General features: G+C 60.9%; 15 protein-coding genes. 12 read left to right on the forward strand and 3 right to left on the reverse strand.

The genetic code is table 11. The features are described from left to right. Window positions 1-45 precede the first annotated feature (45 nt). The 12 genes from uvrB (at window position 46) to iscX (ending at window position 10,372) form a co-directional block, all read left to right on the forward strand. Window positions 46-2,139, forward strand: a complete 2,094-nt coding sequence (gene uvrB / locus VIM12_RS19520) for an excinuclease ABC subunit UvrB (RefSeq protein ID WP_331943792.1) — start codon at window positions 46-48, stop codon at window positions 2,137-2,139. Between the two features lie 95 nt (window positions 2,140-2,234). Next, complete coding sequence (locus VIM12_RS19525; protein ID WP_331943794.1) at window positions 2,235-3,017, forward strand: uracil-DNA glycosylase; 783 nt, start codon at window positions 2,235-2,237, stop codon at window positions 3,015-3,017. A 167-nt stretch (window positions 3,018-3,184) separates the two neighbouring features. Continuing rightward, on the forward strand, window positions 3,185-3,682 hold the full coding sequence (locus VIM12_RS19530) for a low molecular weight protein-tyrosine-phosphatase (RefSeq protein WP_331943899.1): 498 nt from the start codon (window positions 3,185-3,187) through the stop codon (window positions 3,680-3,682). A gap of 3 nt (window positions 3,683-3,685) precedes the next feature. Next, entirely contained in the window at window positions 3,686-4,540 is an 855-nt protein-coding gene (locus VIM12_RS19535; protein ID WP_331943796.1) for a hypothetical protein, read from the forward strand. A gap of 186 nt (window positions 4,541-4,726) precedes the next feature. Beyond that, a complete protein-coding gene (gene iscR / locus VIM12_RS19540) occupies window positions 4,727-5,200 on the forward strand; it encodes a Fe-S cluster assembly transcriptional regulator IscR (protein ID WP_331943798.1) in 474 nt (157 codons plus the stop codon). Between the two features lie 17 nt (window positions 5,201-5,217). Next, entirely contained in the window at window positions 5,218-6,471 is a 1,254-nt protein-coding gene (locus tag VIM12_RS19545; RefSeq protein ID WP_331943800.1) for an IscS subfamily cysteine desulfurase, read from the forward strand. 36 nt (window positions 6,472-6,507) lie between these two features. Then, window positions 6,508-6,909 (forward strand): Fe-S cluster assembly scaffold IscU, encoded by a 402-nt coding sequence (iscU, locus tag VIM12_RS19550; protein ID WP_331943802.1) that lies wholly within the window; start codon window positions 6,508-6,510, stop codon window positions 6,907-6,909. A 36-nt stretch (window positions 6,910-6,945) separates the two neighbouring features. Continuing rightward, entirely contained in the window at window positions 6,946-7,269 is a 324-nt protein-coding gene (iscA, locus tag VIM12_RS19555; protein WP_331943804.1) for an iron-sulfur cluster assembly protein IscA, read from the forward strand. Window positions 7,270-7,355: 86 nt separating this feature from the next. After that, window positions 7,356-7,871 (forward strand): Fe-S protein assembly co-chaperone HscB, encoded by a 516-nt coding sequence (gene hscB / locus VIM12_RS19560; protein WP_331943806.1) that lies wholly within the window; start codon window positions 7,356-7,358, stop codon window positions 7,869-7,871. A gap of 45 nt (window positions 7,872-7,916) precedes the next feature. Further along, complete coding sequence (gene hscA / locus VIM12_RS19565) at window positions 7,917-9,782, forward strand: Fe-S protein assembly chaperone HscA (protein ID WP_331943808.1); 1,866 nt, start codon at window positions 7,917-7,919, stop codon at window positions 9,780-9,782. Window positions 9,783-9,826: 44 nt separating this feature from the next. Continuing rightward, window positions 9,827-10,165 (forward strand): ISC system 2Fe-2S type ferredoxin, encoded by a 339-nt coding sequence (fdx, locus tag VIM12_RS19570; RefSeq protein WP_331943810.1) that lies wholly within the window; start codon window positions 9,827-9,829, stop codon window positions 10,163-10,165. A gap of 12 nt (window positions 10,166-10,177) precedes the next feature. After that, complete coding sequence (iscX, locus tag VIM12_RS19575; protein WP_331943812.1) at window positions 10,178-10,372, forward strand: Fe-S cluster assembly protein IscX; 195 nt, start codon at window positions 10,178-10,180, stop codon at window positions 10,370-10,372. A gap of 12 nt (window positions 10,373-10,384) precedes the next feature. On the opposite strand, the gene VIM12_RS19580 is transcribed toward iscX, so the two are convergent. From VIM12_RS19580 to lysS, 3 genes are all read right to left on the reverse strand, one after another. Continuing rightward, the gene (locus VIM12_RS19580; protein WP_331943814.1) at window positions 10,385-11,953 is read right to left on the reverse strand and encodes a PAS domain S-box protein; all 1,569 of its coding nucleotides are present in this window, start codon (window positions 11,951-11,953) and stop codon (window positions 10,385-10,387) included. Window positions 11,954-12,135: 182 nt separating this feature from the next. Further along, window positions 12,136-12,840: a glycine zipper 2TM domain-containing protein gene (locus tag VIM12_RS19585; protein ID WP_331943816.1), complete on the reverse strand. Its 705-nt coding sequence runs from the start codon at window positions 12,838-12,840 to the stop codon at window positions 12,136-12,138. A gap of 206 nt (window positions 12,841-13,046) precedes the next feature. After that, window positions 13,047-14,573: a lysine--tRNA ligase gene (lysS, locus tag VIM12_RS19590; RefSeq protein ID WP_331943818.1), complete on the reverse strand. Its 1,527-nt coding sequence runs from the start codon at window positions 14,571-14,573 to the stop codon at window positions 13,047-13,049. Between the last annotated feature and the right edge of the window lie 7 nt (window positions 14,574-14,580).

Here is a 14,580-nt window from a genome sequence, read left to right on the forward strand (position 1 = left end):
AAGAACTTACGTGCAACTAAATATTTTACCAAAGGTCGAATCCAGATGGCAGATTTATCCCAGGTACATACCTCCCTCGATGAGGCGAAGATCGTCACCTTCCCCGATTCGCCCTATCGACTCTACCAGCCTTTTCCTCCAGCGGGCGACCAGCCCGGCGCGATTGCCAAGCTTGTCGAAGGCATCGAGGACGGCCTTTCCTATCAAACGCTGCTCGGCGTAACCGGTTCCGGCAAGACCTACACGATGGCGAATGTCATCGCCCGCCTCGGACGCCCGGCGATCGTGTTTGCCCCGAACAAGACGCTTGCTGCGCAGTTGTACAGCGAATTCCGGGAATTCTTCCCGCAGAACGCGGTGGAGTACTTCGTCAGCTATTACGACTACTACCAGCCCGAGGCCTACGTGCCGCAGCGCGACCTGTTCATCGAAAAGGATTCGTCGATCAACGAGCACATCGAGCAGATGCGCCTGTCGTGCACCAAGTCGCTGATGGAACGGCGCGACGTTGTCATCGTTGCCACGGTCTCCGCCATCTACGGTATCGGTAATCCGAATGAATATCACAGGATGATCCTGACGCTGCGCGCGAAGGACAAGGTCAGTCAGCGCGACTTGATTGCGCGCCTGATCCAGATGCAATACACCCGCAATGAAGTGGATTTCGGCCGGGGCACATTTCGCGTGCGCGGCGATACCATCGACGTATTCCCGGCGGAGCATGCTGAACTTGCAGTACGTATCGAGACCTTCGACGACGAGATCGACAGCCTGCAGCTGTTCGACCCGCTGACGGGCCGGGTCAGGCAGAAGATTCCCCGTTTCACCGTCTATCCCGGCTCACATTACGTGACCCCTCGCGAGACGGTCCTGCGCGCGATCGAAAGCATCAAGGACGAGCTGCGGGACCGCCTCGAGTTTTTCCGCAAGGAGAACAAGCTGATCGAAGAGCAGCGCCTCGAGCAGCGTACCCGGTTCGACCTCGAGATGATGCAGGAGATCGGCTTCACGAAGGGGATCGAAAATTATTCCCGCCACCTGACGGGGGCGCGTCCCGGAGAGCCGCCGCCGACACTCGTCGACTACCTGCCGCAGGATGCCGTGATGTTCCTCGACGAATCCCATGTGTTGTTAGGTCAGCTCAACGGCATGTACAACGGCGACCGGGCGCGCAAGGTCAACTTGGTCGACTACGGTTTCCGGCTGCCTTCGGCGCTGGACAACCGGCCGCTGAAGTTCGAGGAGTTCGAAAGCAAGATGCGGCAGACGGTCTTCGTCTCCGCCACGCCGGCGGAATACGAAGCCTCGCATGCAGGGCAGGTCGTGGAGCAGGTCGTTCGGCCGACCGGCCTGGTCGATCCGCAGATCATCGTACGGCCGGCGAGCTCCCAGGTCGACGACCTGATGACGGAGATCACGGACAGGGTGAAGAAGAACGAGCGGGTGCTGGTCACCACGCTGACAAAGAGAATGGCAGAGCAGCTGACGGAGTTCCTCAGCGATAACGCGATCAAGGTGCGCTATCTGCACAGCGACATCGATACGGTCGAGCGGGTGGAAATCATCCGCGACCTGCGGCTTGGCACCTTCGACGTACTGGTCGGCATCAACCTGCTGCGCGAGGGTCTGGATATTCCCGAGGTGTCGCTGGTGGCGATTCTCGATGCGGACAAGGAGGGCTTCCTGCGCTCGGAACGCAGTCTGATCCAGACCATCGGCCGCGCCGCGCGCAACCTCAACGGGACGGCAATCCTGTACGCGGACCGGATGACCGATTCGATGCAGCGGGCAATCGGCGAAACGGAGCGTCGCAGGCAGAAGCAGTTGGCTTTCAACGCGGCGAACAACATCACGCCGACAGGGGTCAGGAAGGAAATCCGCGACCTGATCGACGGCGTTTACAGTCCGCAGGAAGCGCGCGACGAGCTTCTGGTCGCCCAGGAGCAGGCCAAGTACGAAAACATGAGCGAGAAGCAGGTGAGCAAGGAGATCAAGCGGCTTGAAAAACTGATGGTCGAGCATGCGAAGAACCTGGAGTTCGAGAAGGCCGCCCAGGTGCGCGATCAATTGCACCTGCTGAAGGAGCAGTTGTTCGGCGCCCCGGGTTCGGACAACGTCGTGCCGATGCTCGGGAAGTAAGGGCAGACCTCGGAGGCAAACCTCGAAGGCGGGTCGTGGCGGCGGGTGTGACGTTAAAATGACCGCCCTGTAATCAATCCGTCGTTCCGTCGTCCATGCCGCATTCCATACCCGATCAGATAGGCGAGGCGCTCGGTCTCGCCCATCCTTCCTGGCACTCCATCCTGCAAGACGCCTTGCGGGAAGTGGCAGCAGCCGATCCCGCCTATCTGCCGTCTCTGGTGTCGGCTGCCTACCTGCCGACCGGCGGCCGCCTGTTCGCGGCGTTCCGTATTCCGCTGGACGCCGTACGTTACGTCCTCGTCGGCGAGGGGCCTTACCCGCGCGAGGCCAGCGCAACCGGCGTCTGCTTCATGGACGGGGCGGTGAGATCGCTCTGGTCGGAGAAGGGACTTTCGAAGCAGGTGAATCGTGCGACATCCCTGCGAAATTTCATGAAAATGCTGCTGGTTGCAGACGGGACGCTGAGCGTGGATGCCACCTCCGGGGCCGCGCTGGAGGAGGTGGCCCGCAGGGTCGCCGCCGGCACGTCCCCCTATATCCGGGACCTCTCCGAATTGCAGGACAATCTTGTTGGTCGGGGCTTTCTGTTGCTGAACGCGACATTGGTGTTCCGCCATGATGTCCCCCCGGTGAGGGACGCCAGGGCATGGCGTCCTTTCCTGCGAATCGTGCTGGAGGCGCTCGCCGCCCGGCGCGCCAGCGACCAGCTTCCGCTGCTCGTGTTATGGGGGAAGATCGCCGAGCAACTGGCAGGTCTTGAAGTGACTTCCCGCTTGCCAAGCGTACGTTCCGAGCATCCCTACAATCTCTCGTTCATTTCAAACGCGGCGATGAGGGAATTGTTCGGGCCGATGCGGCTCCTGCAGAAGGGTTAGAACCGCCGCAGGTTTGATCGATCTCGAGATCCGGTGCACTTCCCGGCCGCGGCGCGGACCGAGGCTTGCAGGTTTTGACGCGGGTTAATTCCCTGGTTTCGCCCTGCTGCAAAATCCACTGCATGAATACGCCGTCGCTTTCGGCGGCGAGATGGGCGGGGGTGGCCATGAAACACAACGGAAGATGTGCAGTGCTGTTCGTCTGCATGGGGAACATCTGCAGGTCCCCGACTGCCGAGGCCGTCATGCGCAAGTACCTGGTGGACGCCGGTCTGGCAAACCGGGTGATCGTCGATTCCGCGGGCACGCACGATTACCATGTAGGTTGCCCACCTGATCCCCGGGCACAGGCTGCGGCACGGAAGCGCGGCTATGACCTTTCAGCACTCCGTGCCCGGCAGGTGACGCCTGCGGACTTCGAGGCCTTCGACCTGGTCCTCGGCATGGATTTCAATAACCTGGATCTGCTCCAGCGTATGTGTCCGCCGCAGCATCGCGGCAAACTCGGCTTGTTGATGGCATACGCGCAGCGCCATAACGCTACCGTCGTCCATGATCCTTACTACCGCGGCTCGAAGGACTTCGATACGGTGCTTTCGTACATCGAGGACGGCTGCAAGGGATTGATGCAGTCGATGGTCGCGCATGGCGCATTGCTGGGGTAGGGTATGCCGAAGTTCCATGCCCTGACCCGCATTGCTGTCCTCGCAACGCTCCTGTCTGCCGCATTGCCCGGTTACGCCAGCGTGGAAGACAGGGGGGCGGAGCCGTCCGCGGACGTGGATACTGCGGCTGGAGCGGAAATTACGGCAGAACGGCTAGGCGTCGCCTTCGATGAGGCTGACGGATATGGGCGGGACAGGCTTGCCCAGGTCTATCGCTGGCTGTATCACACCGACGGGGAACCGACCGGAATGGTTTTTGGCTACCGGTGGCGTCAGTTCAGATTCGAGCGTGCTGCTACAGTGAGCGCCGGGCCCGACGACAAGGAGCGGGTTGCCGAAATCCAACGTGTCAGGGCGCGTTTTTCGCGCTTGTCCTTCCGGCCGGCGGAAAACCTGACGCTGCAACTTGTCCGCGGCCGCGTCAGCGGCCTTGACTACCTGGTCGCCGACGAGAGTCTGCGCAGGACCGCTTTGTCCGCCACCTATCACGCCCATCTCGGTTCTGTCAGCCTCGAAAGCACGCTTGCCTGGGGACGGAGCAGCCGGCGCTTGCGCGAGTCGACTTCGGGTTTCCTGCTGGAGGCCACGGCTAGGTTTGCCGGAGTGCACGCGCTATTCAGCCGCCTCGAGCGCGTCGGTAGTGATGAGCTGATCCGCGACAGCGAAGGCTACCGGCGCCAGTGGTTCACCCTGAACCGGCTGAGCGCAGGCTATTTCCAGGAGATCCAGTCGTCCCCCGGCGTGCAGGTGCAGGCCGGTGCCTTCGTCACGCGTCACCTTGTTCCCTCCGCTTTCACGCCTGCCTACGGTGAAAATCCCACCGTGTACATGATGTTCCTGCGCTTCAAGCTGCAGTAGTACGACCGCAACCGACGCCCCCGTAGCATTTATGAAATAATGACGAGTTGACTTCGCGCAACTCCTCAGATGCTTGTCCAGTACGACCTAATACCTGACAAATCTACTCAACTTTGTTATACTTGACCAAATTCTTCGGGTATCCGGGATATTGGGAATCGGCAGTTTTTTTGGAGCTGAGAGTTTATGCGTCTGACTACGAAAGGCCGTTTTGCAGTGACGGCGATGATCGATCTGGCACTACGCGAAGACAAGGGTCCGGTCACGTTATCCGCTATCAGCCAGCGCCAGGAAATTTCCCTCTCCTACCTGGAGCAGCTGTTCGGAAAACTGCGCCGCCACGAGATCGTGGAATCCGTGCGGGGTCCGGGCGGCGGATACACGCTGGCCCGCCGGCCCGAGGATGTCACGGTGGCCGACATTATCATCGCGGTCGATGAGCCACTCGACGCTACACAGTGCGGTGGCAAGGAAAACTGCCACGGTGCGGGACACGAGCATGGAAGCCGTTGCATGACCCATGACTTGTGGGCCACGCTCAACGCGAAGATGGTCGAATACCTGGATTCGGTTTCGCTAAAGGACCTCGTCGACCAGCAGCGGCAAAAGGCCGCCGAACAAAACATCATCATGGTGCCCCGTCCGCCGGTCGCCGCTTGATAGGAGTGAAGCAGAACATGAATGCCCCTTTGGAAAAGAGCCTGATTGATACCATCAAGGCGCCGCATTTCCCGATCTACATGGACTATTCGGCGACGACGCCGATCGACCCGCGCGTCGCCGACAAGATGATTCCGTATCTTCGCGAACAGTTCGGCAATCCGGCGTCGCGCAGCCACATGTATGGCTGGAGCGCGGAAAAGGCAGTCGAGGAGGCACGCGGCCATGTTGCCGCCCTGGTGAATGCCGATCCGCGCGAGATCATCTGGACCTCCGGCGCCACCGAGGGAAACAACCTTGCGTTGAAGGGCGCCGCCCACTTCTACAAGACCAAGGGCAAGCACATCATCACCGTAAAGACCGAGCACAAGGCTGTGCTGGACACGGTGCGCGAGCTTGAGCGCCAGGGATTCGAGGCCACCTATCTGCAGCCGCAGGACAACGGGCTGATCACGATCGAGCAGTTGCAGGAAGCGATCCGCCCGGACACGATCCTGGTTTCCGTCATGCTGGTCAATAATGAAATCGGGGTCATTCAGCCGATTCCGGAGATCGGCGAGCTGTGCCGCAGCAAGGGCATCGTCTTCCATTGCGATGCAGCACAGGCGACCGGCAAGCTGGCGATCGACCTGGAGAAGTGGAAGGTCGACCTGATGACTTTCACCGCACACAAGACCTATGGTCCGAAAGGCATCGGCGCGCTGTACGTCCGCCGGAAGCCGCGTGTGCGCATCGAAGCACAGATGCACGGCGGTGGCCATGAGCGCGGACTGCGTTCGGGCACGCTCCCAACCCACCAGATCGTGGGCATGGGCGAGGCGTTCCGCTTGGCCAAGGAAGAAATGGAAAGCGAGATCGCGCGCATCCGTGCACTGCGCGACCGGCTGGCGAAGGGCCTCGGCGAGATCGAGGAGGTTTACGTGAACGGCGACATGGAGCACCGTGTGCCGCACAACCTGAACGTGAGCTTCAACTATGTAGAGGGCGAGTCGCTGATCATGGCGATCAAGGACATCGCAGTGTCATCCGGTTCTGCTTGTACTTCGGCCAGTCTGGAACCATCTTATGTGCTGCGCGCCCTCGGTCGCAGCGATGAGCTGGCGCACAGCTCGATCCGCTTCACGATCGGCCGCTTTACGACGGAAGAGGACATTGACTTCACGATCAACCTGATCAAGTCGAAGGTGTCGAAATTGCGCGAGCTTTCACCGCTGTGGGAAATGTACAAGGATGGTATCGACCTGAGCACCATCCAGTGGGCCGCGCACTAGTCGCGGAACAAACTTCAAGTCATTAGGAGCATCAAGATGTCTTACTCTGAAAAAGTTCTTGACCATTACGAGAATCCCCGCAACGTCGGCACCTTCGAAAAAGGTGACGAGTCGGTGGGCACGGGAATGGTAGGTGCGCCCGCTTGCGGCGATGTGATGAAGCTGCAGATCAAGGTCGGCGCCGACGGCGTGATCGAGGATGCCAAGTTCAAGACCTATGGCTGCGGTTCCGCGATCGCGTCCTCTTCGCTGGTCACCGAATGGGTGAAGGGCAAGACGCTGGATCAGGCGATGTCGATCAAGAACACGCAGATTGCGGAGGAGCTGGCGCTGCCTCCGGTGAAGATCCATTGCTCGATCCTCGCCGAAGACGCAATCAAGGCCGCGGTGCAGGACTACAAGGCCAAGCACGGTAACGAGACGAAGGCAGCGGCCTGAGCCTCCGCTGCTGCGGATACGTGAAAGAGAGAAGACATGGCGATCACGCTGACTGAAAAGGCCGCGAAGCACATCAATCGCTACATGGAACGGCGCGGGAAAGGCCTCGGTCTTCGGCTGGGCGTCCGCACGACCGGTTGTTCCGGGCTGGCCTACAAGCTGGAATACGTCGACGAGAGCGCGCCGGAGGATACGGTGTTCGAATCCCACGGCGTCAAGGTATTCGTTGACCCGAAAAGCCTGCCCTACATTGACGGCACCCAGCTGGATTTTGCACGCGAAGGTCTGAACGAGGGCTTCAAGTTCAACAATCCAAACGTGAAGGATGAGTGCGGCTGCGGCGAGAGCTTTCGCATCTGACGCCGTATATGTACCCCTAGCGGGGCTGGAAACACGCTTTCCCCCAAGCCTGTCCGCGTGCGAACAGGCTTTTGTTTTAAGCAGACATGCAAAACCATTTCGAACTCTTCCACCTCCCCGAGCGCTTTGCGGTTGACCTCAACGCGCTGGAGGCCGCCTACCGCGAGGTGCAGAGCCGGGTCCATCCGGACAAGTTCACCAACGGTACGGATAGCGAAAAGCGTGTAGCACTGCAATGGGCGGCGCGTGCGAACGAGGCCTACAAGACGCTGCGGAACCCGTTCAGGCGCGCAGCCTACCTGTGCGAACTGCACGGGGTGGACCTGCAGGTCGAATCGAACACCGCGATGCCCCGCGACTTTCTGATGCAGCAGATGGAATGGCGCGAGGCACTGGACGACGCCAGGGAGGCAGCCGATATCGCCATGCTGGGCAGTCTCGAAAAGGATCTGCGGGCAGCGCGCGACGCGAAGCTGGCGGAGATCGCCGCCCGTCTGGACGCGAATGACTATGACGCTGCCGGACAAACTGTCCGGCAGCTGATGTTTCTGGAAAAACTCGATGAGGAAGTCCAGTCCGTTTATGAAAAGCTCGAAGGCTGAGGCGCGAACTGCGGCCCCAGCGAGCTGAAAACCTGATCAGGTAACATGGCCTTACTCCAAATCTCCGAACCCGGCATGTCCACCGCCCCGCACCAGCACCGGCTGGCGGTAGGCATCGACCTCGGCACAACCAATTCGCTGGTTGCCACCGTGCGCAATAGCATCCCGGAAGTGCTGACCGACGAGGACGGCCACCCGTTGCTGCCGTCGATCGTGCGCTATCTTCCCGCAGGCAATGCGCATATCGGCTACAAGGCCCAGGCTGCACAGACGGTCGATCCCAAGAATACGGTCGTCTCGGTCAAGCGTTTCATGGGACGCGGGCTGAAGGACATCGCGCATGTCGAGAACCTGCCGTACGATTTTGTCGACGGCAAGGGGATGGTGCAGCTGAAGACGGTGGCGGGCATCAAGAGCCCGGTCGAGATCTCTGCCGAGATCCTTGCGACCTTGCGCCAGCGTGCAGAGGACGTACTCGGCGACGAACTCGTCGGCGCGGTCATTACCGTGCCCGCGTATTTCGATGATGCGCAGCGGCAGGCGACCAAGGACGCGGCCAGGTTGGCGGGACTGAATGTCCTGCGGCTCCTGAACGAGCCGACCGCCGCGGCGATCGCGTATGGTCTCGACAATGGATCGCAGGGCGTGTACGCCGTCTATGATCTTGGTGGCGGCACGTTCGACATCTCCATCCTGAAGCTGAGCAAGGGGGTTTTCGAAGTGCTTGCCACTGGCGGCGATTCAGCGCTTGGCGGCGACGATTTCGACCACCGGCTGCTGTGCTGGATGATCGAGCAGGCCCGGCTTTCCCCGTTGTCGGACAAGGACATGCGGGTTCTGATGGTCAAAGCGCGGGAAGCAAAGGAATTGCTTTCCACCCAGGCGGAAACCAGTATTGACGCCATGCTGTCCTCCGGCGAAGAAGTCCATCTCGTGCTGTCTGCCGAGACCTTTTCCCAGATCACGCAGCATCTCGTCGCCAAGACCATCACGCCCTGCAGGAAAGCGCTGCGGGACGCCGGCCTCACTGCGGAAGACGTGGACGGCGTGGTCCTCGTTGGCGGCGCAACACGCATGCCCCATATTCGCAAGGCAGTCGGCGAGTTTTTCCACACCACGCCACTTGCCAATATCGACCCGGACAAGGTGGTGGCGCTCGGTGCCGCGATCCAGGCCAACCTGCTGGCCGGCAATCGCGCGGCCGGCGACGAGTGGCTGCTGCTGGACGTGATTCCCCTGTCCCTCGGCATCGAGACCATGGGCGGACTGGTTGAAAAGGTCATCCCGAGGAATTCAACGATTCCTTGTGCACGCGCACAGGAATTCACGACGTTCAAGGATGGACAGACGGCCATGGCGATCCACGTCGTTCAGGGAGAGCGGGAACTGGTGAGCGACTGCCGCTCGCTTGCGCGTTTCGAACTGCGCGGCATTCCCCCGATGGCCGCCGGCGCAGCGCGTATCCGGGTCACCTACCAGGTAGATGCCGATGGCTTGCTGTCGGTATCGGCCCGTGAGCAGCGGTCGGGCGTCGAGGCCTCGATCTCTGTCAAGCCGTCGTATGGCCTTGCAGACGATGAGATCGCCCGCATGCTGCAGGATTCCTATCGCGCCGCCGACGAGGACATGAAGCTGCGCGCATTGCGCGAGGAGCAAGTCGAGGCAGAGCGCATCCTGATTGCGACGCAGTCCGCGCTTGAGGCCGACGGCGAGCTTCTATCCGCAGAGGAGCGCAGCGCGCTCGAGGCATTGATGACTGCGGTACGGGAACGTGCCGGCGCTGACGACCAGGCCGCACTCAAGGACGCAGTCCAGGAACTGGCGCGGGGGACGGAAGAATTTGCAGCGCGGCGCATGGACCGCAGCGTGCGATCGGCGCTTGCGGGCAAGAAGCTGGATCAGCTCGCCTGAAGGCGACCGCCGGAAACAACTGAAATACACCACAAGGATAAAAAGTGCCGCAAATTGTCGTTCTTCCTCATGCAACGCTGTGCCCCGACGGGGCGGTCATTGATGCCCCGTCGGGCCGTTCCGTCTGCGATGTCCTGCTTGAGCACGATATCGAGATCGAACACGCCTGTGAAAAGTCTTGTGCCTGCACGACCTGCCATGTCGTGGTGCGGGAAGGATTTCAGTCTCTGGGCGACCCGGAAGAAAAAGAGGAGGATCTTCTTGATCGCGCGTGGGGTCTCGAGGCGACGTCCAGGCTGTCCTGCCAGGCTGTGGTCGGTGATGCGGACCTGGTGATTGAGATTCCGAAGTACACGATCAACCAGGTCAGCGAGAATCATTGAAAGGGTAGTGCGATGAAATGGACCGATACTGTGCGCATCGCTGAAGAACTTAACGACAAGCATCCGGACGTTGACCCGCTGACCGTACGGTTCACCGATTTGCACAAGTGGGTTTGCGCTCTGGAAGACTTCGACGACGATCCTTCACGCTCAGGGGAAAAAATTCTCGAAGCCATTCAGATGGCCTGGATCGAGGAGGCGCGCTGAGCAGGGCCGGCGCTATGTACTCAGTAGCGGCATGGACACGGTGAGCGTGGTGCCTTTGACCTTGTCGCCGTCGATAGAGAGCCCGCCGCCGAGGGCGCTGATGCGTTCTTCAATACCCACCAGTCCGAAGGAATTCGCTTTCCTCCTGCATGCCGGATAGATGCCCACTCCGTTGTCGCAGATTTGCATGAAGAGCTGTGCGCCTTCGCGGTGAAGCGAAATCCGAACCTGGCTTGCCCGCGCGTGGCGCAGGACGTTGTTCAGGGATTCCTGCAAGATGCGGAAGAGGGCAGTCGCCCGGTTGTCGTCCAGACTGAAGTCGTCGTCCATCTGCAACTCGCACGCAATGCCACTGCGCCGCTTGAAATCCTGTACCTGCCACTCGATTGCTGCGCCGAGCCCGAGGTCCAGCACGGCGGGCCGAAGATTGTTGATTGCCGCGCGCACTGCCTTGATCGTGGCATCGATGTGGTCAAGGGCGACCTGGACGCGCGCATTCAGCTTCGGATGGGATTGCAACGTGCGGGTGTGCAGCATCGAGACGTCGATACGCAGTGCCAGAAGGTTCTGGCCCAAGTCGTCGTGTATTTCCCTTGCGATGCGCTTGCGCTCGTCTTCCCTGACTTTTTCCTGGTATGACACGAGGTGACGCAACAGCTGGCGCGAGTGCCTGAGCGCCTCTTCGACCTTCTTCCGTTCGGTGATGTCGATCGTGCTGCCGATATAGCCCAGGAAGCGCCTGGTGGGAGAGCTGCGAGGGACACCGCGCGCAAGCATGTAGTGGAACTGACCGTCCTGGCCCATCAGACGGTACTCCATGCTGAAAGGCTCTCGGGTCCGGAATGCGGCCGTCTGGATGGCGACGCAGGCATCCCTGTCGTCTTCGTGAACCCCATCCAGCCATCCCGAGCCCAGTTCCTCGTCCAGCCTGCGGCCGCTGAAATCGAGCCACATCTTGTTGAACCAGAGGTAGTTCTGGTTCGGCCCGGTTATCCAGATGAGCACCGGCGCCGAGTCTGCCATGAGGCGGAAACGTTCTTCGCTTTCAATGAGCCCTACCTCGGCCTGCTTGCGTTCGCTGATGTCACACAAGACGATACGGCAGGTTTCACCGGCGACGTCTGCGCTGGCTTCTACATGGGCAAAAAAACGCTGTCCGTCGCTGTCGACGAATGTCAGTTCGCAGGTTTCCTTGCTGTCGCGAAGGAACACCTGCTCGAGAAAAATCGTATAGGACAGTCTTGCGCCGTCGGCAATGAAGCCCTCAAGGCGGCGGCCCCGGAGTGAGGAGCGCGTGGCGCCGAGCATTCCCGCCGCCATCAAGTTTGCATCGAGGATGACGCCTTCGGCATCAAGGCTGAAACAGGCGACGGGAGCGCTGCTGTAGAGGTCGGTGTAGCGGGCGATAGTTTGCTCTAGCTCGAAGTAGTGCATGTTCCTGCTGTCGGCGTAGGGGAGAAGGCAGTAGTTCGCAAACCCAGCACTTTTGTCGGTTGTCGCGCTACCGGTAGCGGCTTGCGCCGTCGCGACGCCTGTATGGCTGCGGGAAAAGTGGGGAAGGGCACCGCTGATTTTTTCCATCTGGTGTCGGCAGGCTGCATCCGGCCCTGCTTGTGTAATATCAAAAAAACAAGTATGCGATCGGCGGCATGCATTGGCAAGACCTCTGTGTCTTTCCCCCCACGGGATGCGCGGCCCACTCACTGCTGCAATGAAAAAAGGGCGGCATTTGCGCCGCCCTATTCGTGGTTATTGCGTCCGTATCAAGCGCGGGAAGCGAGCTGCCCGTTCACCACGCGCACGCGGTCGCCGATACCCCAGCCAGGCTGCTGTTGATAGGAGAACGTGCGGCTGGCACCGTCTTCCATCCTGACGTGGACCTGATAAGTAGTGGTCGCGCGGGTATGCTTCTCGATTTCATTGCCGGCGTAGCCGCCGCCGACGGCGCCTGCTACCGTGGCCAGTTTCCTCCCGTTGCCGCCGCCGACCTGGTTACCGAGGACACCGCCGAGCACAGCGCCTGCCACCATGCCGACGCCCGAACCTTGCGCCTGCTGCTTGATTGCCTGCACCGACTCCACCCGGCCGCAACTATGGCAGACGATAGGGGCACTTGCTACCCGGGCGGGTTCGGCATAGCTCGTCCGGCGCGCCGGGGTTTCTTTCGCCTGCGCCTGACGTGGGGCGGCCTTCTTTGGCTCTGCCGGTGTTTCCTGCAACTCCGCTTGCACTTGCGGTGTATGAACTTGTGCCTTCGGCGTGGCCTCGACCAGTGCGGCGGGCGAGGAAGCCGCCGCCGCTGCGCCGACGGCACTGGCAAGCTGGCTGGACGCGGGTGCGTCGGTGCTGTGTGAGTTCGGCAGCAGGCCGGTCATCGCGGCAATCCCGGTGAGACTGACCAGCATGACCGAGATTGATGCGCCTGCAACCAGGGGATGGATACGTGCGGGTTTCTTGTTGATTTCCATGCTTACCTCCTTCAGTGGATCCAAACGAATAGTTCGATGAGGTAATTATCGAAGAGGGGGTATTCGGCACAAAGGCCCTTTGCGTATCACCTGTAAGGCTTTGTAACCCCGCTGCGAACCCGCAAGAGGAAGGCGGCAGCGGCTTGTCCTGAATGAAAAACGGAGTCCCGAAGGACTCCGTCAAGGCTTCTGCAGCGGACCGTGCGTCAGTCTTCGCGGCGCAGATGAGGGAACAGGATCACGTCGCGGATATTCGGCGAGTCGGTGATGAGCATCATCAGCCGGTCGATGCCGATGCCGCAGCCTCCTGTCGGCGGCAGGCCGTATTCGAGCGCCCGGATGTAATCGGCATCGAAATACATCGCTTCTTCGTCGCCGGCATCCTTGGCGGCGACCTGCGCCTGGAAGCGGGCCGCCTGGTCTTCCGGATCGTTCAGCTCGGAGAAGCCGTTGGCGATTTCCCGGCCGGTGATGAACAGTTCGAAACGCTCGGTGATACCCGGCGTGGTGTCGGAAGCGCGGGCAAGCGGGGACACTTCGACAGGGTAATCGACAATGTAGGTCGGCTCCCACAACTGTGCCTCCGCCGTTTCCTCGAACAGCGCCAGTTGCAGGGCACCGAGGCCGGAACTGGACAAGGGCTGGACCTTGAAACGGGTCTTCAACTCTTCGCGCAGGAACGCGGCGTCGTTCAGCTGTGCAGTGTTGTACTGCGGCGCGTACTTGTTGATTGCTTCGACGATGGTCAGGCGATGGAACGGCTTGCTCAAGTCGAGTTCACGTCCCTGATAGCTGAGCAGGGCAGTGCCGTGGGCATCGATCGCGGCTTGGCGGATGACGGCCTCGGTGAAGTCCATCAGCCACTTGTAGTCGACATACGCCGCATAGAACTCCATCATCGTGAACTCCGGATTGTGGCGTGGCGACACGCCTTCATTCCGGAAGTTGCGGTTGACTTCGAATACACGCTCGAAGCCCCCGACCACCAGCCGCTTGAGGTAGAGCTCCGGCGCGATGCGCAGGTACATCTGCATGTCGAGCGCGTTGTGGTGGGTGATGAAAGGCTTCGCAGCCGCGCCGCCCGGAATCGGATGCAGCATTGGTGTTTCGACTTCCATGAAGCCGTGCTCGGCCATGAAGCGCCGCATGGACGACATGGCGGCGGTGCGCGCCCTGAACGTGCGGCGGGTCTCCTCGCTGGTAATCAGGTCGACATAGCGCTGGCGGTACCTCGTCTCCTGGTCGTGCAGGCCGTGGAACTTGTCCGGCAGCGGGCGCAGCGCCTTGGTCAGCAGGCGCAATCCGGTCACCTTGACCGACAGCTCGCCGGTCTTGGTCTTGAACAGGACGCCTTCCGCACCGAGGATGTCGCCGAGATCGTAGTGCTTGAAGGCGGCGTGCGTTTCCTCGCCAGCGTTGTCATTGGTGATGTAGAGCTGGATACGGCCGTCGGCATTGCGGCCGGAGGCATCCTGGATGGTCGCGAAGGAGGCCTTGCCCATGACCCGCTTGAGCATCATCCGGCCGGCCACCGTCACCGGGATCGGCTTGGCCTCGAGGGTCTCGTTGTCCAGGGAGCCATACTGCGCGTGCAGGTCGGCCGCCTTGTGCTGCGGGCGGAAGTCGTTCGGGTACGCCACGCCTTGCGCGCGCAGTGCGGCGAGCTTGCTGCGCCGTTCGGCGATGATGGCGTTCTCGTCTTGCGGAACCGCGTTTTCGTTCTGGTTGGTCATGAAGAGT

Origin of the sequence: Noviherbaspirillum sp. (assembly GCF_036563305.1) — a bacterium.
In the GTDB taxonomy this organism is placed as follows: Bacteria; Pseudomonadota; Gammaproteobacteria; order Burkholderiales; family Burkholderiaceae_D; genus Noviherbaspirillum.

What these genes read in the sequence shown, in the direction of transcription:
- uvrB (WP_331943792.1), top strand. Translation starts at nt 46, where the DNA reads ATGGCAGATTTATCCCAGGTACATACCTCCCTCGATGAGGCGAAGATC.
- VIM12_RS19525 (WP_331943794.1), top strand. Translation starts at nt 2,235, where the DNA reads ATGCCGCATTCCATACCCGATCAGATAGGCGAGGCGCTCGGTCTCGCC.
- VIM12_RS19530 (WP_331943899.1), top strand. Translation starts at nt 3,185, where the DNA reads ATGAAACACAACGGAAGATGTGCAGTGCTGTTCGTCTGCATGGGGAAC.
- VIM12_RS19535 (WP_331943796.1), top strand. Translation starts at nt 3,686, where the DNA reads ATGCCGAAGTTCCATGCCCTGACCCGCATTGCTGTCCTCGCAACGCTC.
- iscR (WP_331943798.1), top strand. Translation starts at nt 4,727, where the DNA reads ATGCGTCTGACTACGAAAGGCCGTTTTGCAGTGACGGCGATGATCGAT.
- VIM12_RS19545 (WP_331943800.1), top strand. Translation starts at nt 5,218, where the DNA reads ATGAATGCCCCTTTGGAAAAGAGCCTGATTGATACCATCAAGGCGCCG.
- iscU (WP_331943802.1), top strand. Translation starts at nt 6,508, where the DNA reads ATGTCTTACTCTGAAAAAGTTCTTGACCATTACGAGAATCCCCGCAAC.
- iscA (WP_331943804.1), top strand. Translation starts at nt 6,946, where the DNA reads ATGGCGATCACGCTGACTGAAAAGGCCGCGAAGCACATCAATCGCTAC.
- hscB (WP_331943806.1), top strand. Translation starts at nt 7,356, where the DNA reads ATGCAAAACCATTTCGAACTCTTCCACCTCCCCGAGCGCTTTGCGGTT.
- hscA (WP_331943808.1), top strand. Translation starts at nt 7,917, where the DNA reads ATGGCCTTACTCCAAATCTCCGAACCCGGCATGTCCACCGCCCCGCAC.
- iscX (WP_331943812.1), top strand. Translation starts at nt 10,178, where the DNA reads ATGAAATGGACCGATACTGTGCGCATCGCTGAAGAACTTAACGACAAG.
- VIM12_RS19580 (WP_331943814.1), bottom strand. Translation starts at nt 11,953, where the DNA reads ATGGAAAAAATCAGCGGTGCCCTTCCCCACTTTTCCCGCAGCCATACA.
- VIM12_RS19585 (WP_331943816.1), bottom strand. Translation starts at nt 12,840, where the DNA reads ATGGAAATCAACAAGAAACCCGCACGTATCCATCCCCTGGTTGCAGGC.
- lysS (WP_331943818.1), bottom strand. Translation starts at nt 14,573, where the DNA reads ATGACCAACCAGAACGAAAACGCGGTTCCGCAAGACGAGAACGCCATC.